A 17,771-nucleotide genomic window follows, 5' to 3' on the forward strand; every position below is an offset into this window, starting at 1 on the left:
TGGTGCCCGGTCGACCCGGGCGCTGACGAGGCTAGGAGCGGGGGGTTTCCCCGTCATGGCCTCGTTGTTTCCGGCAGGTTACGCGCCGCCGCCCCGTGTAACGATCCTGCGTCTCGCCCACCGGCCGGGTGACGCGCACGCCGCACGTAGGCTGCAGGCATGGCGACGCGTGACTCCGTGGGCTCGTGGCTCGAGGGCGGACCCGGAGGTGACGGGGCCCGGGGCGGCCGCCTCGGGCTGCCCGAGGAGGGCAGCGGCTCGCTGGCGCGGCTCGGCCGTCGGCTCGCCGCTCTGGGCGTCGACTGGGTCGCGTGCCTCGCGGTCTCGGCCGTGCTGGTCCCCGTCCGCGACGACGGCCTGTTCCTGTTCCGTGGGCACGAGCTCGCGACGCTCGCGGTGTTCGCCGTCGAGAACCTCGTGCTGGTCGCGACGCTCGGTCACACGCTCGGTCACCGCCTGCTGGGGCTCCGGGTCCGCCGGCTCGCGCAGACGTCCCTGCGGGCCGCCCCGGCACCCGTGGACGGCCCGCCGGGGATCGTCCCGGCGGCGATCCGGACCGTGCTCGTGTGCCTGGTCATCCCGGCGGTCGTGTGGGACGGCGACGGGCGAGGCCTGCACGACCGCGCCGCGGGCACGGTGCTGGTCCGCCGGTAGTGCTGCTCTGCCGGTAGCGCTGGTCAGCCGGTGGCGGCGGACGGCACGCGGGTCAGCGGCCGCGCATGCCCTTGCGGTCGGGACGCGCACGCATCGGGTCGATGCCCTTGGGCACCGGCAGCTTGACCGCGCCGAGCGACGTCACGCGGCGCAGCACCTCGCCCACCTCGGCCTTGGTGAGGTTGCCCTTGAGCTTCGTGACCGCGCGGGGGAGCTTGCGCAGCGGGACCTGGCCCTCGCCGTCACCCACCTGGATCAGGTGGATCGGGGCGCCGGACACCACGCGAGCGGTGCGCTTGCGCTCGGACTCCAGCAGCTTGCCGATGCGGTGCGCCGGGCCCTCGCCGATGAGCACGACGCCCGGGCGCCCGACACCACGGAACACGAGGTCCTGCGTGCGCGGGTCTGCCGCGACGGGCTCCTGCGTGAACGTCCAGCCGCGGCGCAGCGTGCTCAGCGCGGCCAACGAGGCACCCGGCTGACCGTCGATGCGGCTGTACGCGGCGGTCTCGGCGCGACGTGCGAGCACGAACATCGCCCCCAGGAGCGCGAACGGCACGCTGATGACGAGCAGGTAGACCACGTGGCCCGTGAGCAGGCCGATGGTCACGCCGAGCGCGATCACGCCGAAGAAGATCGCGAGGATGATCCAGGTGACCGCCGGGTCGGTCTGCCGGGTGACCTGGTAGGCCTGCCAGACCTGGTGGTACCACCGGGTCTTCTTGACCTTGCCGCCCTTGGCGGGGGCGTCGGGGGAGGTGGATCGCTCGCGTGCCATGGCCCGGGAGTCTACCGGGCGTCGCAGGTCAGACCGCGCTGGAGCGAGCGAGCAGCGACGACGCCTCCTGGCGTGCCGTGGTCGGCTCGCCGAGGTGCGCGAGCGCGTCCGGGATCGGCAGGCCGCGGCGACGCATCGCCTGCCCCCACAGGCGTCCCGCACGGTACGAGGAGCGGACCAGAGGGCCGGCCATGACGCCGAGGAAGCCGAGCCGCTCGGCCTCGGCCGACAGCTCGACGAACTCCTCGGGCCGCACCCAGCGGTCGACGGGGTGGTGGCGGACCGACGGGCGCAGGTACTGCGTGATGGTCACCAGGTCGCAGCCCGCCTCGTGCAGGTCGCGCAGCGCGTCGGCCGCCTCCTGCGTCGTCTCGCCCATGCCGAGGATCAGGTTGGACTTGGTCACCAGCCCGGCCTCGCGTGCCCGCGTGATCACCGACAGCGACCGCTCGTACCGGAAGCCGGGGCGGATCTGCTTGAAGATGCGCGGCACGGTCTCGAGGTTGTGCGCGAGCACCTCGGGCCGGGACTCGTTGACGACGTCCAGCAGCTCGGGCACGGCGTTGAAGTCGGGGATCAGCAGCTCGACGCCGGTCCCGGGGTTGAGCGCGTGGATCTGGCGCACGGTCTCGGCGTAGAGCCACGCGCCGCCGTCGGCCAGGTCGTCGCGCGCGACGCCCGTGACGGTCGAGTACTTCAGGCCCATCGCCTGCACCGACTCGGCCACGCGGCGCGGCTCGTCGGCGTCGAAGTCGGCCGGCTTACCGGTGTCGATCTGGCAGAAGTCGCACCGCCGCGTGCACTGGTCGCCGCCGATGAGGAACGTCGCCTCGCGGTCCTCCCAGCACTCGAAGATGTTGGGGCAGCCCGCCTCCTCGCACACCGTGTGCAGACCCTCGCGGCGCACGAGGCCCTTGAGCTCGCTGTACTCGGGGCCGGTGGTCGCGCGCGTGCGGATCCACTCGGGCTTCTTCTCGATCGGAGTGGCGGCGTTGCGGGCCTCCACCCGGAGCATGCGGCGTCCCTCGGGTGCGATCGTCACGCGGCCAGACTAACCCGCGGCCCGTGGCCCGGCCCTGCGCGCGGGGTGTGACGGGGACCTCCGTCCCGGGCGTCCGCGCTGACCGGACGGGACGCTGGGGCCAACCGGTCCGCGACCCGCGGGGGGTCCGTGGTCGCCGAGCGACCGGCCGAGGCGAGGAGGTGGCACGGTGCACGTCCTGGTGACGGTCGCGTCGCGGCACGGTGCGACGCGCGAGATGGGCGACGTGGTCGCCGAGGTCCTGAGGTCGGCGGGGCACGAGGTCGACGAGCTCGAGCCGGACGACGTCGAGCACGTCGAGCGGTACGACGCCGCGGTGCTCGGGTCGTCGGTGTACGTCGGGCGGCTCGCGCTGGGCCTGCGCGACCTCGTGGACCGGCAGGGCGGTCAGCTGCGCGAGCGTCCGGTGTGGCTGTTCTGGTCCGGCCCCGTGGGCGACCCGCCCGTGCCGGCGACGGTGCCGGACGACGTCACGGCCGTGGCCGAGGCGGTGGGCGCGCGCGACGTCGCGGTGTTCGCCGGGCGGCTCGACCGCGACGGGCTGAACATCTCCGAGCGTGCGCTCGTGGCGCTCACCCGGGCCGACCCCGGCGACTTCCGCGACCTCGACGCGGTGCGGACGTGGGCCGAGGGCGTCGCGCGCGAGCTGCGCACGGCCTGACCCCGCGCGCCGCCGCGGGCCCGGGGCGCGTCCGGCCGACGCGTCTGCTCAGGCCGGGGCGCCCGCGCTCGCGGCGAGCAGGGGTGCGAGCGCGTCCTGCAGGTGGCCGACGACGAGCGGGGTGACCTCGGCGATCGTGACCTCGCGGCCCGCCTCGGCGCTCAGCGTGGTCACGTCGGCGTCGTCGATGCCGCACGGCACGATGCGCGAGTACCAGTCGAGCGAGGCCGTGCAGTTGAGCGCGAAACCGTGCATCGTGACGCCCCGCGCGACGCGCACGCCGATCGCGGCGACCTTGCGCTCGCGGCGCGGCACGGGGGAGGTGCCGGGCGGGTCCGCGGGGAGCCACACGCCGCTGCGCCCGTCGACGCGCACGGTCGCGACGCCGACGTCGGCGCACGTGCGGATCAGCGCCTCCTCCAGCGCGCGGACGTACCGCACGACGTCGACGGGCTCGCCGAGCCGCACGATCGGGTAGCCGACGAGCTGGCCGGGGCCGTGCCAGGTGATGCGGCCGCCGCGGTCCACGTCGACGACGGGCGTGCCGTCGACCGGGCGGTCCGAGCGCGCGGTGCGCTTGCCCGCCGTGTAGACCGGCTCGTGCTCGACCAGCAGGAGCGTGTCCTCGCGCTCGCCCGCGGCGACGGCGGCGTGCACCTCGCGCTGCAGGTCCCACGTGGGCACGTACGGCTGCAGCCGGGTGCCGAGGTCGAGCGGTTCGACGCGCATGGACGTCAGGCTAAGCCCTCGTCCGTCGAGGTCGGTCCGCCGTGCGCCGCCGTCGTGACCGGCTCGGGCGTGAGGTCCTCGGGCCGGACCACCTCGCGCAGCAGGTCGTCGAGCAGCGCCCGTCGCTCGGGGGACAGGTGACCGAGCACCTGCTCCTGCGCGGGGCCGGGGTCGGCGCACGCGGCCAGCGCCCGCGCACCGTCGGGCGTGATCGCGATGACGTGGCGGCGGCGGTCCTCGTCGTGCCGGCGGCGCGTGACGTACCCCGTGCGCTCGAGCCGGGCGACGACGCGGCTCATGGTCTGCTCGGTGACGCCGCACGCGTCGGCGAGCTCGCGCTGCGACAGCGGCGTCATCGAGACGTGCACGAGGACGGGCAGGCTCGCGTGGTTGAGCTCCCAGGACGCGAGGTGCGCGTCCCAGGCCCGCTCGACGCGGCGCGCGGCCGTCGACAGCAGGCGTCCGACCGGCCAGTGGTCGGGCCTGCCCCGCGACTGCTGCGTGCTCACTCGTCCTCCGGGTTGCCGAGGCGTCCGCGCGACGCCATGATGCTCAGCATGCTGAGGAATCCTGTGGCGCGCGCTGTCGCCGTGGCCGTCGTGCTCGTCTTCTGGCTCGGTCTCGGCTCCGTGGGCGGCATGGCCCAGGGGCGCCTCTCGCAGGTCCAGACGAACGACTCGGCGGCGTTCCTGCCGTCGTCGGCGCAGTCCACGCGGGCGGCCGAGGCCGCCCGCGACTTCGTCGACACGCAGACCCTACCCGCGCTCGTCGTCCTCGCCCCGGCGGACGGCCAGAAGGTCACCGACCAGCAGGTGCAGGCCGTCGCCCGGTTCGCCGCCGACGTGCCGACCCTGCCGTTCGACGGCGGTACGTGGGGCGACCGGCTGACGGGGGACGTCGTGGCGGTCCCGTCCCAGGACGGCGCCGCGATCCTCGTCCCCGTGCCCCTCGACGCGACGGCGGCCGAGCGGCTCGTCGACGACGAGTCGCTCACGAAGCTGCTCGTCGCGGACCTGCGCACCGCGCTCGCCGACGACCTCGGCGCCACGCCCACGCAGGCGGGGACGCTCGGGCTGCACGCGTGGGTGACCGGCCCGGCGGGCTTCGTCTCGGACCTCGGCACCGCGTTCGCCGGCATCGACGGCCTGCTGCTGCTCGTCGCGCTCGGCGCTGTGCTGCTCATCCTCGTGGTCGTCTACCGCTCGCCGTTCCTGCCGTTCGTCGTCATCCTCACGGCCGTCTTCGCGCTCGCGCTCGCCGGGCTCGTGGTCTACGAGCTCGCCGACGCCGGGATCCTCGTGCTCAACGGCCAGGCCCAGGGGATCCTGTCGATCCTCGTGGTCGGGGCCGCGGTCGACTACTCGCTGCTGCTCGTCGCGCGCTACCGCGAGGAGCTGCGGCACGCCGAGCACCCCGCCGACGCGATGCGCGTCGCCTGGCGCCAGACGCTCGAGCCCGTCGCCGCGAGCGCCGGGACGGTCGTCGCCGGTCTGCTGTGCCTCCTGCTGTCCGACCTCGCGTCGAACCGCAGCCTCGGGCCGGTCGCCGCGATCGGGATCGCCGCCGCGCTGCTCGCCGCCCTGACCTTCCTGCCGGCGGTGCTGCTCGTCGCGGGCCGGCGCTCGCGCGCGCTGTTCTGGCCGCGCGCGCCGCGCCCCGTCACGACGCCGGCCCCCGCCGCGGCGACGCACGGCGAGCACGCCGCCGCGCTGCCGCCCGCCGCGGCCGACCCGTCCGAGGGCAGCGGGATCTGGGCGCGCTGGGCGCGGTTCGTGGCCCGCCGTGCCCGACCCGTGTGGCTCGTGAGCGCCGCGGTGCTGCTCGTCGCCGCCGCGTTCGTGCCGACGTTCCGCGCGTCGGGCACGAGCCAGACCGACGTGTTCCTCACGCCGGTCGACTCGGTCGCGGGCGAGAAGGTGCTGGCCGAGCACTTCCCGGCCGGCGCCGTGCAGCCCGCGGTCGTGATCGTCGCGCAGGACGAGCTCGACGCCGTGGTCGCCGCCGCGACGGACGTCGAGGGCGTCGCGTCCGCCACCCCGTACACGGGCGCGACCGGGGCGCCGGGAGGAGCCGCCGGGGGCGCGCCGCCGGCCGAGCCCGTCGTCGTCGACGGCCGCGTGCGCGTCGACGTCGCGACGCAGGCGCCGTCCGACAGCCAGGAGGCGGTCGACACCGTCGCCGACCTGCGCGACGCGGTGGTCGCCGTCGCACCCGACGCGCTCGTCGGCGGTCCCGCGGCGCAGACGCTCGACACCCAGGTCGCCGGTGCGCGTGACCTGCGCGTGATCGTGCCGGTCGTGCTCACGGTCATCCTGCTGATCCTCATGCTCCTGCTGCGCTCGGTGGTCGCCGGGCTGCTGCTCATGGGCGCCAACGTGCTGTCGTTCGCGGCGGCCATCGGCGTCTCGGCGATCGTGTTCGACCACGTCCTGGACCTGCCGTCCGCCGACCCCGTGGTCCCGCTGTACGGCTTCGTGTTCCTCGTGGCGCTCGGCGTCGACTACTCGATCTTCCTCATGACCCGGGTCCGGGAGGAGTCGGCCGCCGTCGGCACGCGGGCCGGCGTCGTGCGGGGGCTCGCGGTCACCGGCGGCGTCATCACGTCCGCCGGCCTCGTGCTGGCCACGACGTTCGCGGCGCTGTCGGTCATCCCGCTGCTGTTCATGGCGCAGCTCGCGTTCATCGTCGCGTTCGGCGTGCTGCTCGACACGTTCGTCGTGCGCAGCCTGCTGGTCCCCGGGCTCGTGCACGACCTCGGCGCGCGCACGTGGTGGCCGTCGGCGCTCGCGCGGCGTCCCGAGCACGGGACGCACGCCGCCGCGGACGCGCCGGCGCGCCGCTCGTAGAGTGGCGGGCATGGAGCCCCTGCGCATCGGACTGGTCGGGTACGGCGGAGCGGGGCGGGGCATCCACGCCCGCCTCGCACGGGCCACGGGGCAGCAGGTCGTCGCCGTCGTGACGCGGAACCGGGCCGAGCAGGTCGCGCAGGACTGGCCCGGGGCGCACGTCGTGCCCGACGTCGACGCGCTGCTGGCGCTGCGCGACGACCTCGACCTCGTCGTCGTCGCGAGCCCGACCGGCGACCACGCCGAGCACGTGCGTGCCGCGCTGGAGGCCGACGTGCCGGTGCTGGTGGACAAGCCGCTGGCCACGACGCGCGTGCAGGCCGCGGCCCTCGAGCGGCTCGCGCAGGAGCGCGGCGGCCGGCTCACCGTGTTCCAGAACCGTCGCTGGGACCCCGAGCAGCTCACGCTGCGCGGCCTGCTCGACGCCGGTGTGCTGGGACGCGTCCACCGCTTCGAGCGCCGCTGGGAGAGGTTCCGGCCGCAGCCGCAGCACCGCTGGAAGGAGCAGGACGCCGTCGCCGGCGGCCTGCTGCTCGACCTGGGCGCGCACCTCGTGGACTCCGCGGTGCAGCTGTTCGGCCCCGTGCGGCGCGTGCACGCCGAGCTGCGCGCGCTGACGACGCCCGCGCTCGACGACGTCTTCCTGGCGCTCGAGCACGCGCCCGACGTCGACGGGCACCACGTCGTGTCGCACCTGTGGGCGGGGGGCCTCGTCGGGGCGCCGGGGCCGCGCACGCGCGTGCTGGGCGAGCGCGGCGCCTACCTCGTGACGAGCTACGAGGGCGAGCCGACACCGTTCTCGGTGCTCGACGACGCGCTCGACGCCGGGCAGGAGCCCCCGCACGAGGGCTGGTTCGTGCGGGGCGCCGAGCGCACCCCGGTGCCGCGCGCCGCCGGCGGCCACGAGGACCTCTATCGTGCCGTGCAGACGTGGCTGCGCGCCGGCGGCCCCGTGCCCGTCGACCCGGCCGACGCCGTCGCGACCGCGCGCGTGCTGGACGCCGCGCGCGTCGCCGCGGAGACCGGCGTGCCGCAGCTCCTCGGCTGACCCGCGCCGCCGGCCGCGGCACGGGCCTGTGGACGACGCGCACGCGCCGCGCCGCGGCGCGTGTTGGATGGCCGCCGTGCACACGGTCCCGCCTCCCGACGACGTCGCCCGGCTCCTGCACGCGCACGGTGCGCGCGTCGCGTCCCCGGTCGGCACCGACGGCGCGTGGTGGGTCGCGCGCCCCCTCGACGACGCGGACGGGCCGTGGCTCGAGGTGCAGGTCGCCGACGTGCCGCCCGACGCCGCGCTCGCCGCCCGCGCGGGCGCGCTGACCGGGATCGACCACCCGCACCTCGCGCGCGTGCGCGCCGTCGAGGTGCTCGGTCCCGGCCGCGTCGCGCTGGTGTGCGAGCACGTGCCGGGCCCGACGCTCGCCGCGGTCCGCGCGGCCCGGACGCCGCTGGTCGACGGCGAGGTCGTGACGGTCGCGGTGCCCGTCGCGCAGGCGCTCGACGCGCTGCACGGCGTCGGGCTCGCCCACGGAGCCGTCGGCGCGGACCGGGTCGTCGTACGGCCCGGGGGAGTGCCCGTGCTGGTCGACCTGCGGGGTGTGCTGCGCGGGGACGGCACCCCCACCGGTGACGTGCACCGGCTGCTCGCGACGCTGCTGGGCCTCATGCCTCCGCTCGACGCACACCTCGCGGCGGGGCTCGACGACGCCGTGCGGCTGCGCGACGCGCTCGAGGGGCTCCTGCGCACCGATGCCCGCGCGGCCGACGTCGTGGACACGGCGTTCGCGTGCGCGGACGCCGAGCCCGTCATCGTCCCCGACGCCGACGCCCTCGCCGGTGCGCAGGTCGCGCTCGCGCACGGCCGCACGTCCGCGCCGCGCGTGGTCGGCGAGGACCCGGCCCCCGCCCGACGTCCGCGCCGGGACCGTCGGGTGCGGCGATCACGCCGTGCCGTGGCCGGCCTCGTCGTGGTCGTGCTCCTGGGAGCCGGCGCGTGGGGCGTCCGTGCTCTCGTGGACCGGGGCGCCGCGGCCGACGCCGCACCGCACCCGTCCTCGCCCTCGTCCCCGTCGGCCCGGGTGGCGGACGCGGACCCGACGCCGGACGACGCGGACGAGCGGGCGCTGCGGGACCGAGAGGACCCCGCGGGCGCCGCCGCCGTCCTCACGCGCCGGCGCGCCGAGGCGCTCGCCACGGTCGACGGCGCCACCCTCGCGGACCTGGCCGTGGCGGGCTCACCGTCGCAGGCGGCGGACGCCGACCTGCTCGCGGCGCTCGCGGGCGCGCGCAGCGAGGGGCTCGTCGTCGAGGTCGAGGACACGACCGTGACGGGCCGCACGCCCGAGGGGGACACGACCGTCGAGGTGACGTCCGTCGTCGGGCCGCACGCGCGCGTCACGCCCGCGGGCGACCGCACGGACGTCCCGGCGGCGCCGTCGCGCACCGTCGAGCTCGTGCTCCGCTGGGCGGACGCGCGCTGGCGCGTGCTCGACGTCAGGGAGCCGAGCGGCGCGACGCCCTGAGCCAGCGCGCGACGTCCTGCGGCGTCGTGTGCAGCGGGGCGAACCCGCTGGCCCGCAGGACGGCCGGGTCGGCGCGCACCGAGCCCAGCACCTCGGACGAGAAGTCCCGCAGGGCCAGGCGCAGCACGGGTGCGGGCACCGGGACCGTCAGCCGGGCGCCCCACGCGCGCCGCAGCGCGGCGAGCAGGTCACCGTGCCGGTCGGCCGACGCGACGAGGTTGGCCGGGCCGTGCACGTCGGCCGTCAGCAGGTGCTCGATCGCCCGGACCTCGTCGAGCAGGCTGATCCAGCTCCAGAACTGCCGCCCGGAGCCCAGACGCGTCGCGACACCGGCGCGCAGGGGGAGCAGCAGCGGTGCGGCCGCACCGCCGTGCGGGCTCAGGACGATGCCCGTGCGCAGCAGAGCGACGCGCACGTCGGCGTCCTGCGCGGGGGCCGTCGCGGCCTCCCAGCGTCGCACGACGCCCGCGAAGAACGTGTCGCCCAGCGGCTCGGACTCCGCCAGCAGCGCGTCGCCGCGGTCGCCGTACGCCCCGATGCCCGACGCCTGCAGCAGCACGCGCGGCGACCGCGTCGCGTCGTCCCCCGCGAGGTCGGCGAGCGTGCGCGACAGCAGACCGGCGGTCTGGACGCGCGAGTCCACGACGGCGCGCTTGCGTGCGGCCGTCAACGGCCGGGAGGCGACGTTGACGCCCGCGAGGTCGACCACGGCGTCGGCGGCCCGCACCGCCCCGACGTCCACACGCCCGGCTGCGGGGTCCCATCCTGCCTCGTCGGCGCCCCGAGGGTCCCGGCGCACGAGGCGCACGACGTCGTGCCCCGACTCACGGAGGTGACGGACGAGTGCCGTCCCGACGAGACCGGACGACCCGGCGACCAGCACGCGCATGCCGCCACCCTAGTGACGGCCGCGCCGCTCGGCGCGGCGGGCGGGACATCGACGCCGGGCGGTCGCTGTGGGCACGCCGTGGCCCGGCCGTGCAGCGGCCGGGCCACGGCCCGACGCGGCGAGGGCCGCCCACCGGACGGTGGACGGCCCTCGCGGGGTGGTGCGTCGTGTCAGAGACCGACCTCGGACTCGAACGCGCCCTCCTCGAGGCGGTTCTTGACCGCCATGAGGTAGCGCGACGCGTCCGCGCCGTCGACCAGCCGGTGGTCGTACGACAGGCACAGGTAGCACATCGACCGGATGGCGATGACCTCCTCGCCGTCGGGGCCCTTGACGACCACGGGGCGCTTGACGATCGTTCCCGTGCCGAGGATCGCGGACGTGCCGCCGGGGACGATCGGCGTGTCGATGATCGCACCGCCCGAGCCGGTGTTCGTGACCGTGAAGGTCGCCCCCGACAGCTCGTCCGGCGTGACCTTGTTGGACCGCGTGCGGCCCGCGAGGTCGTTGATCTTGCGGGCGATCCCGGCGAGGTTGAGGTCGCCCGCGTCGCGGATGACCGGCACGAGCAGGCCGCGCTCGGTGTCGACCGCGATGCCGACGTTCTCCTGGCCGTGGTAGGTGATCGTCTTGTCCTCGAGCACCCCGTTGATCTTGGGGTACGTCTTGAGGGCCTCGACCGCGGCCTGGACGAAGAACGGCAGGAACGTGAGGTTGACGCCCTCGCGTGCCTTGAAGTCGTCCTTGGCGCGCGCACGGAGCTTCGCGATCCTCGTGACGTCGACCTCGACGACCGTGGTGAGCTGCGCCTGCGTGTGCAGGGCCTCGACCATGCGCTCGGCGATGATCTGACGCAGCCGGCTCGCCTTCTCGGTCGTGCCGCGCAGCGGCGACACGGCCGGCGGTGCCGCGGGCTTCGACGCCGCGGGGGCGGCGGCCGGGGTCGCGGCGGCGGGCGCCTCGGCGGCCTTGCGGGCCTCCTCGGCCTTGGCGGCCGCCTCGAGGACGTCCTCCTTGCGGATGCGTCCGCCCACGCCGGTGCCGGTCAGCGTGCTGACGTCGACGCCCTTCTCGGCCGCGAGCTTGCGGACCAGCGGCGTGAGGTAGGAGCCGGACGCGGCCGGTGCCGCAGCAGCCGTGGGCTGCTGGCGCGCGGCCTCCTGCGCGGCCGGAGCGGCGGCGGAGGACTGCGCGGACTCGGCCTCGGGCGCGGGCGCCTCGTAGCCGGCGGCCTGCGACGACGCCTGCTCGGCGGGCTTCGGCTCGGCGGGCTTCTGCTCCGCGGGCTTCTGCTCGGCCGGCTGCTCCGGTGCGGCGGGAGCGGCCTGCGGGGCGGGTGCCGCGGCGCCCGAGCCGACGATCGCCAGCACGGCGCCGACCTCGACGGTCTCGTCCTCGCCGACCTTGATCTCCTGGAGCGTGCCCGCGACGGGCGAGGGGATCTCGGTGTCGACCTTGTCGGTCGAGATCTCGAGCAGGGGCTCGTCGACCTCGACCTGGTCGCCCACGGCCTTGAGCCAGCGCGTGACGGTGCCCTCGGTGACGGACTCGCCGAGCGCGGGCAGCGTCACCTCCTGGCCGTCGCCGGACGGCGCCGAGGACTCGGCCGGGGCCGGGGCGTCCTCGTGCTGCTCGGGGGCCTGCTGGGCCGACTGCTCGGCCGCGGGCTCCTCGGCGGGCGCCTGCTGCGCGGGTGCCTCGGCCTGCGCGGGCTCCTGCTCGGGGGCGTCCCCGGCGGAGTCGCCGCCCTCGCCCGAGCCGATCACGGCCAGGGTCGCGCCGACCTCGACCGTCTCGTCCTCCTCGACGAGGATCTTCTCGAGCACGCCCGCGACGGGCGAGGGGATCTCGGTGTCGACCTTGTCGGTCGAGATCTCGAGCAGGGGCTCGTCGACCTCGACTCGGTCGCCGACCTGCTTGAGCCAACGGGTGACGGTGCCCTCGGTGACCGACTCACCGAGCGCGGGAAGCTGCACGTTCTCGGACATGACCGCTCGTGTCTCCTTCGATCCAGGTCAGTTGTGGGCGTGCAGCGGCTTGCCGGCGAGCGCCAGGAAGGCCTCGCCGAGCGCCTCGTTCTGCGTGGGGTGGGCGTGGACCAGCTGGGCCACGTCCTCGGGGTACGCCTCCCAGTTGACGATGAGCTGGCCCTCGCCGATGAGCTCGCCGACGCGCGCACCGATCATGTGCACGCCGACGACCGGCCCGTCCTTCTTGCGGACGAGCTTGATGAAGCCCTGCGTCGCGAGGATCTGGCTCTTGCCGTTGCCGCCGAGGTTGTACTCGAGCACCTCGACGTTCTCGTCGCCGTACAGCTCCTTGGCGCGCTTCTCCGTGACGCCGACCGAGCCGACCTCGGGGTCGGAGTACGTGACGCGCGGGATGCCGGACTCGTCGATCGTCGGGGGGTTGAGGCCCGCGATCTCCTCGGCGACGAAGATGCCCTGCTGGAACCCGCGGTGCGCGAGCTGCAGGCCGGGGACGATGTCGCCGACGGCGTAGATGTTCCCGACGCCCGTGTGCAGGCGCTCGTTCGTGATGACGAAGCCACGGTCGAGCGTGAGGCCCTGCTCCTCGTAGCCCAGGCCCGACGTGCTGGGCCCGCGGCCGACGGCGACGAGCAGGAGGTCGGCGTCGAACGTCTTGCCGTCCTCGAGCGTGACGTGCACGCCGTTGTCGTCCTGCGTGACGCCCTGGAACCGCACGCCCAGGTTGAAGCCGATGCCGCGCTTGCGGAACGCGCGCTCGAACGCCTTGGAGATCGACTCGTCCTCGTTGGGCACGAGGTGGGGGAGCGCCTCGACGATCGTGACGTCGACGCCGAACGACTTCCACACGCTCGCGAACTCCGAGCCGATGACGCCGCCGCCGAGGATGATCGCCGAGCGCGGGATCCAGTCGAGCGTGAGCGCCTGGTCGGACGTGATGACCCGCCCGCCGATCTCCAGACCGGGCAGCGAGCGTGCGTACGACCCGGTGCCGAGCACGATGTGCTCACCGGTGATCGTGCGGTCGCCGACCTGGACGGTGTTCGGTCCGGTGAGCTTGCCCCAGCCCTCGACGACCTCGATCTTGCGGGACTTGATCAGCCCCTGCAGCCCCTTGTAGAGGCGGCCGATCACGTTGTCCTTGTACTGGTTCACGCCGCCCATGTCGACGCGGTCGAGCGTCGTGTGCACGCCGAAGTGCGCGCCGTCGCGGGCGTTGTCGGCGAGCTCGGCAGCGTGCAGCAGGGCCTTGGTCGGGATGCACCCGCGGTGGAGGCACGTGCCGCCCACCTTGTCGGCCTCGACGAGGGCCACGGTCTTGCCGAGCTCGGCGGCGCGCAGCGCGGCCGCGTAGCCGCCGCTACCTCCGCCCAGGACGACGATGTCGAAAGCGGTGCCGTTGTCGGCCACGTGCGCACTCCTCGCAGGTCGGGATGGGCTGCCGCCCCATCTTGTCATCCCGGCCCCGTCGCGACGAACCGGCTAGCACGTCCCGGGGTGTGAGTCCCGCGACAGTCGTCCCATGTTCCGTCCCGCGGCGTGTGCGGGGCGCACGGCGCTCGTCCAGCGGACGTCCAGGTGCCGTCGCTACGCTGCACGGCATGGGTCTGTTCTCACGTCGTCGACCTCAGCCCACGGACGCGCCGGTGGGCCGCGAGGCGCGCGCCGAGACGCTCGCGTACCTGCGTGAGTTCGTCACGACGCGCGTCGGCGTCGAGGCCTACGTCGAGCCGCGGACCAACGTCACGCCGACGACGCTCATGCTCGTCGCGACCGACGGCGAGTGGACGCGCCGGAAGGTCCCCGACGACCGCGCGGCCGCGGCGCTCGCGCGCGACCTCGACATCCCGGTCTACGACGTGCAGCGCACCGGGTACCCGCAGCGCGTGCGCGACTGGAACGCGCGCCAGCGCCTCGAGCGCAAGCGGCGGGCGGCCGAGCGCGCCTGACGCGCCCGACCGCCCGTGTCGTCCCTGCCGCGGGACGCCGATCAGGACGCGCGCTGCTCCAGCAGACGCAGCAGCGTGCGGACGCCGACGCCGGTGCCGCCGACGGGCGTGTAGCCGAACGCCGTGCGCTCGTTGAACGCGGGGCCGGCGACGTCGAGGTGCGCCCAGGGCGTCGAGCCGACGAACTCCTGCAGGAAGATGCCCGCGGTCAGCATGCCGCCGAACCGGTCGCCGATGTTGGCGAGGTCGGCCACCTTCGACTTCAGGCCGGCGCGCAGGTCGGCCGGCAGCGGCATGGGCCAGAACTGCTCGCCCGCGGCGTGCGCGGCGTCGACCAGCTCGGCCCGTGCGGCGTCGGTGCCCATGACGGCCGAGACGCGGTGACCCAGCGCGACCATCTGCGCACCCGTGAGCGTCGCGATGTCGACCACGAGGTCGGGCTTCTCCTCGACGGCGGCCACGAGGCCGTCGGCCATCACGAGCCGGCCCTCGGCGTCGGTGTTGAGCACCTCGACGGTCTTGCCGCCCCGGATCGTGATGACGTCGGACGGGCGCTGCGCGGTCCCCGACGGCATGTTCTCGGCCAGGCACAGCCAGCCGGTGACGGCCACGGGGAGCCCGAGCTGCGCGGCCGCGACGACCGTGTGCAGCACGGCGGCGGCCCCCGCCATGTCGGACTTCATCGCCTCCATGCCGGCGGCGGGCTTGATCGAGATGCCGCCGGAGTCGAACGTGATGCCCTTGCCGACCAGCGCGACGTGACCCGACGCGCGCGACGGCGCGTACGCGACCTTGACCAGGCGCGGGGGCCGGGCCGAGCCCTGCCCGACGCCGACGATGCCGCCGTACCCGCCCGCGGCGAGCGCCTTCTCGTCGAGGACCGTGACCTTGAGGCCCTTGGCGCCCGACGCCTTGACGGCCGCCTTGGCGGCGTCGGCGAACGCGGCCGGGTACAGGTCGTTGGGGGCGGTGTTCACGAGGTCGCGCGTCGCGTGCACGGCCGCGGCCAGGACCTCGGCGCGGGCGACGGCGGCCTTCGCGGCCTTGTCGCGCACGCGCGCCGTGACCACCTCGACGCGCACGACCGGCGCGTCCTGCTCGTGGTACCGGGCGAAGGAGTAGGCGCCCAGGAGCGCACCCTCGGTCACCGCGGCGACGGCGGCCGCGTCGGGCGTCGGCAGCGCGAGCGCGACCGAGTCGAGCCCTGCCAGCTCGCGCGTCGCGGCGCCGGCCGCGCGGCGCAGGGCCTCGGCGCCCTCGGGCGTGGCGGCGTCGAGCGACGCGTCGCCCAGGCCGGTGAGCACGAGCGTCGCGGCCTTCAGACCCGTGCCGGGCAGGCGGCGGACCTCGTCGGGCGCGCCCGTGATCCCGAGGCGGGCGCCGTCCTGAGTGATCTGCCGCGCGAGCTCGGCGGGCAGCCAGGCCGCGTCGACGGGGGTGACGGACGTGCCCTGGGGGCGGACGGCGACGACGACCGCCTCGACGTCGAGCCGGGCGGGGTCGGTGGAGGTCAGCGAGATCACGCGTCGATGGTAGCGGCGCCCCGGGACCCGACGAGGCGCACCGGGGCGCGGACCCGCGCGTCGTGCGGCCGCCGAAGGGCCGTGGGGCGCGCCGGGCCGGTAGGTTGTCGCCCCGTGGTCATCCCCCTCGCCGTCGTCGTGGCGGCGCTCTGCGTCGCGCTCGCCGGCTGGGCGACCTGGTTCGTCGTGGCCGACCGGGCGGTCGTGCTGCGCCAGCTGTGGGGCGGGGCCGTCGTCGAGGGCGTGCTGCTCGTGCAGGCCGTCGTGCTCGCGGTCGTGCAGGCCACGGGGTCGCAGGACGTCGACGGCGTGCTGCTGTGGGGCTACGTGGTCACGCAGCTCGTGATCCTTCCCGTGGCCGCGGCCTGGGCGTTCGCCGAGCGGACCCGCTGGAGCTCGGTCGTGCTCCTCGTCGCGGCCCTCACCGTGGCGTTCCTCGAGTACCGCCTGCTGCAGATCTGGGGGACCGTGTGACCGACCCGACCGCTCCGCGGCGCCGTCCCACCGGTACGGGTGCCGGCCGACTGCTGGTCGCCGTGTACGGCGTGCTCGCGCTCGCCGCGACGGCGCGCGGCCTGTACCAGGTGGGCACCAAGCTCGACGAGGCGCCCGTCGCCTACGTGCTCTCGCTCGTCGCGGGCGTCGTGTACCTCGTGGCGACGCTCGCGCTCGCGCTCGACCGCCGCCGGCTCGCGTGGGCCGCCGTCGGGTTCGAGCTCGCGGGGGTGCTGGTGGTCGGCCTGCTGTCGATCGTCGACGTCGGCGACTTCCCCGACGAGACCGTGTGGTCCAGGTTCGGTGCCGGGTACGGGTACGTGCCGCTGCTGCTGCCGTTCGTCGGCCTGTGGTGGCTGCGACGCACGGGACGTCCGGACGTCCCGGCGCCGGCGGACCAGTCCACCGTAGGGTGACCGCGTGTACCGGCTGCTGTTCGACCTCGTCTTCCGTCGCATGGATCCCGAGAAGGCGCACGAGGTCGCGTTCGCGCTGATCGGTGCGGTGGGTCGCGTACCCGTGCTGCGGTGGTGCGTGCGGCGCGTGCTGCGGGTCCCGCGCGGCGGTGCCGGCTCCGTCCGGGTCTGGGGACGCACGTTCCCGGGGCGGTTCGGGCTCGCGGCGGGCTTCGACAAGAACGCCCGTGCGGTCGAGGGGCTCGCGATGCTCGGTTTCGCGTTCGTCGAGATCGGCACGGTCACCGCGCACGCGCAGCCCGGCAACGAGCAGCCCCGGCTGTGGCGCGTGCTGCCGCAGCGGGCGCTGCGCAACCGCATGGGCTTCAACAACGAGGGGTCGGCCGCCGTCGCCGCACGGCTGCGCCGGCTGCGTGCGACCCCGCACGGCCGTGCCCTGGTCGTGGGCGTCAACATCGGCAAGACCAAGGTGACGCCCGTCGACCAGGCGGCCGCGGACTACGCGACGAGCGCCGAACGGCTCGCGCCCTACGCGGACTACCTCGTGGTAAACGTGTCCTCGCCCAACACGCCCGGCCTGCGCGACCTGCAGGCGGTCGACGCGCTGCGCCCAGTCCTGTCGGCCGTCCGGGTGGCCGCGGACGAGGCGACCGCGCGCGCCGGACTCCCGACCGTGCCCGTCCTGGTGAAGATCGCGCCCGACCTGAGCGACGACGACGTCGACGCGGTCGCCGACCTCGTGGCCGAGCTGGGGCTCGACGGCGTCGTCGCCGTGAACACCACGATCGCGCACGACCTCGGCCCCGGTGGCCTGTCCGGGCCGCCCGTGCTCGCCCGCGGCCTCGACGTCGTCGCCCGGCTGCGCACGCGACTCGGCCCCGACGGCGTGATCGTCGGCGTGGGCGGGGTCAGCGGTGCCGCCGACGCGCGTGAGTACCTCGCGGTCGGCGCCACGCTCGTGCAGGCCTACACCGCGTTCATCTACGAGGGCCCGTTCTACGCTGCTCGCGTCGCGCGCGCGCTCGCGGGCGACGCCACGGCACGGGAGGTGCGGTGATGGTCGCGCAGCCCCGGTGGCGGTGGCGGCTCGTCGGCGACGACGGGCTGTCCGTCGACCGCCCCGGCAGCCCCGTGTTCCTCGTGCGGTTCGACGCCGAGCAGTGGCTGGGTGAGCACTGGCGCGCGCTCGCCGGGCAGGGCGTCCGGCACGCCGTGCTCCAGCACGACGGCCAGGACCTGCCGCCCGGGCTCGACCTGCCGTCGGACTGAGCCGCCCGCG

General features: G+C 75.4%; 18 protein-coding genes. 10 read left to right on the top strand and 8 right to left on the bottom strand.

All coding sequences use genetic code 11. The annotated features are described in order from the left end of the window. Window positions 1-159: 159 nt before the first annotated feature. On the top strand, window positions 160-654 hold the full coding sequence (locus tag ATM99_RS08035) for an RDD family protein (protein ID WP_062102388.1): 495 nt from the start codon (window positions 160-162) through the stop codon (window positions 652-654). Between the two features lie 52 nt (window positions 655-706). Here ATM99_RS08035 and ATM99_RS08040 read toward each other — a convergent pair whose 3' ends face one another. Together ATM99_RS08040 and lipA are read right to left on the bottom strand one after the other, a co-directional pair. Beyond that, entirely contained in the window at window positions 707-1,432 is a 726-nt protein-coding gene (locus ATM99_RS08040) for a DUF4191 domain-containing protein (RefSeq protein ID WP_062102389.1), read from the bottom strand. Window positions 1,433-1,460: 28 nt separating this feature from the next. Further along, entirely contained in the window at window positions 1,461-2,474 is a 1,014-nt protein-coding gene (gene lipA / locus ATM99_RS08045) for a lipoyl synthase (protein WP_062102390.1), read from the bottom strand. A gap of 169 nt (window positions 2,475-2,643) precedes the next feature. On the opposite strand from lipA, the gene ATM99_RS08050 reads away from it, so the two are divergent. Then, window positions 2,644-3,135 carry a flavodoxin domain-containing protein gene (locus ATM99_RS08050; protein WP_062102391.1) on the top strand — a complete coding sequence of 164 codons (492 nt, stop codon included), beginning with the start codon at window positions 2,644-2,646 and terminating at the stop codon, window positions 3,133-3,135. A 48-nt stretch (window positions 3,136-3,183) separates the two neighbouring features. On the opposite strand, the gene lipB is transcribed toward ATM99_RS08050, so the two are convergent. Together lipB and ATM99_RS08060 are read right to left on the bottom strand one after the other, a co-directional pair. Further along, window positions 3,184-3,864, bottom strand: a complete 681-nt coding sequence (lipB, locus tag ATM99_RS08055) for a lipoyl(octanoyl) transferase LipB (RefSeq protein ID WP_062102392.1) — start codon at window positions 3,862-3,864, stop codon at window positions 3,184-3,186. Between the two features lie 5 nt (window positions 3,865-3,869). Further along, the gene (locus ATM99_RS08060) at window positions 3,870-4,373 is read right to left on the bottom strand and encodes a MarR family winged helix-turn-helix transcriptional regulator (RefSeq protein WP_082659442.1); all 504 of its coding nucleotides are present in this window, start codon (window positions 4,371-4,373) and stop codon (window positions 3,870-3,872) included. Between the two features lie 48 nt (window positions 4,374-4,421). Here ATM99_RS08060 and ATM99_RS08065 point away from each other — a divergent pair, with 48 nt between their 5' ends. The 3 genes from ATM99_RS08065 (at window position 4,422) to ATM99_RS18925 (ending at window position 9,232) form a co-directional block, all read left to right on the top strand. Beyond that, complete coding sequence (locus ATM99_RS08065; protein ID WP_223304886.1) at window positions 4,422-6,710, top strand: MMPL family transporter; 2,289 nt, start codon at window positions 4,422-4,424, stop codon at window positions 6,708-6,710. A 10-nt stretch (window positions 6,711-6,720) separates the two neighbouring features. Further along, entirely contained in the window at window positions 6,721-7,758 is a 1,038-nt protein-coding gene (locus tag ATM99_RS08070) for a Gfo/Idh/MocA family oxidoreductase (RefSeq protein ID WP_062102448.1), read from the top strand. Between the two features lie 76 nt (window positions 7,759-7,834). Further along, window positions 7,835-9,232 carry a hypothetical protein gene (locus tag ATM99_RS18925; RefSeq protein WP_150118206.1) on the top strand — a complete coding sequence of 466 codons (1,398 nt, stop codon included), beginning with the start codon at window positions 7,835-7,837 and terminating at the stop codon, window positions 9,230-9,232. On the opposite strand, the gene ATM99_RS08080 is transcribed toward ATM99_RS18925, so the two are convergent. The 3 genes from ATM99_RS08080 to lpdA all read right to left on the bottom strand — a co-directional run bounded on the left by ATM99_RS08080 (window position 9,204) and on the right by lpdA (window position 13,519). Next, window positions 9,204-10,121: a TIGR01777 family oxidoreductase gene (locus ATM99_RS08080; RefSeq protein ID WP_062102395.1), complete on the bottom strand. Its 918-nt coding sequence runs from the start codon at window positions 10,119-10,121 to the stop codon at window positions 9,204-9,206. The genes ATM99_RS18925 and ATM99_RS08080 overlap by 29 nt on opposite strands. A 170-nt stretch (window positions 10,122-10,291) precedes the next feature. After that, the gene (gene sucB, locus ATM99_RS08085; RefSeq protein ID WP_062102396.1) at window positions 10,292-12,109 is read right to left on the bottom strand and encodes a 2-oxoglutarate dehydrogenase, E2 component, dihydrolipoamide succinyltransferase; all 1,818 of its coding nucleotides are present in this window, start codon (window positions 12,107-12,109) and stop codon (window positions 10,292-10,294) included. A 27-nt stretch (window positions 12,110-12,136) separates the two neighbouring features. Further along, window positions 12,137-13,519: a dihydrolipoyl dehydrogenase gene (gene lpdA / locus ATM99_RS08090; RefSeq protein WP_062102397.1), complete on the bottom strand. Its 1,383-nt coding sequence runs from the start codon at window positions 13,517-13,519 to the stop codon at window positions 12,137-12,139. A 191-nt stretch (window positions 13,520-13,710) separates the two neighbouring features. Here lpdA and ATM99_RS08095 point away from each other — a divergent pair, with 191 nt between their 5' ends. Then, window positions 13,711-14,058, top strand: coding sequence for a hypothetical protein (locus tag ATM99_RS08095; RefSeq protein WP_062102398.1), 348 nt, complete (start codon window positions 13,711-13,713; stop codon window positions 14,056-14,058). Between the two features lie 41 nt (window positions 14,059-14,099). On the opposite strand, the gene ATM99_RS08100 is transcribed toward ATM99_RS08095, so the two are convergent. Then, a complete protein-coding gene (locus ATM99_RS08100) occupies window positions 14,100-15,581 on the bottom strand; it encodes a leucyl aminopeptidase (RefSeq protein ID WP_062102399.1) in 1,482 nt (493 codons plus the stop codon). Between the two features lie 114 nt (window positions 15,582-15,695). On the opposite strand from ATM99_RS08100, the gene ATM99_RS08105 reads away from it, so the two are divergent. From ATM99_RS08105 to ATM99_RS08120, 4 genes are read left to right on the top strand one after another with little or no spacing between them, the layout of a single operon-like run. Further along, window positions 15,696-16,055 (top strand): hypothetical protein, encoded by a 360-nt coding sequence (locus ATM99_RS08105; protein WP_062102400.1) that lies wholly within the window; start codon window positions 15,696-15,698, stop codon window positions 16,053-16,055. After that, window positions 16,052-16,492 carry a hypothetical protein gene (locus ATM99_RS08110; RefSeq protein ID WP_062102401.1) on the top strand — a complete coding sequence of 147 codons (441 nt, stop codon included), beginning with the start codon at window positions 16,052-16,054 and terminating at the stop codon, window positions 16,490-16,492. The genes ATM99_RS08105 and ATM99_RS08110 overlap by 4 nt, the downstream gene beginning before the upstream one ends. Window positions 16,493-16,496: 4 nt before the next feature. After that, complete coding sequence (locus ATM99_RS08115) at window positions 16,497-17,549, top strand: quinone-dependent dihydroorotate dehydrogenase (RefSeq protein WP_062102402.1); 1,053 nt, start codon at window positions 16,497-16,499, stop codon at window positions 17,547-17,549. Further along, complete coding sequence (locus ATM99_RS08120) at window positions 17,549-17,761, top strand: hypothetical protein (RefSeq protein ID WP_062102403.1); 213 nt, start codon at window positions 17,549-17,551, stop codon at window positions 17,759-17,761. The genes ATM99_RS08115 and ATM99_RS08120 overlap by 1 nt, the downstream gene beginning before the upstream one ends. Window positions 17,762-17,771 lie beyond the last annotated feature (10 nt).

Origin of the sequence: Cellulomonas sp. B6, assembly GCF_001462455.1 — a bacterium.
Classification (GTDB): Bacteria; Actinomycetota; Actinomycetes; order Actinomycetales; family Cellulomonadaceae; genus Cellulomonas.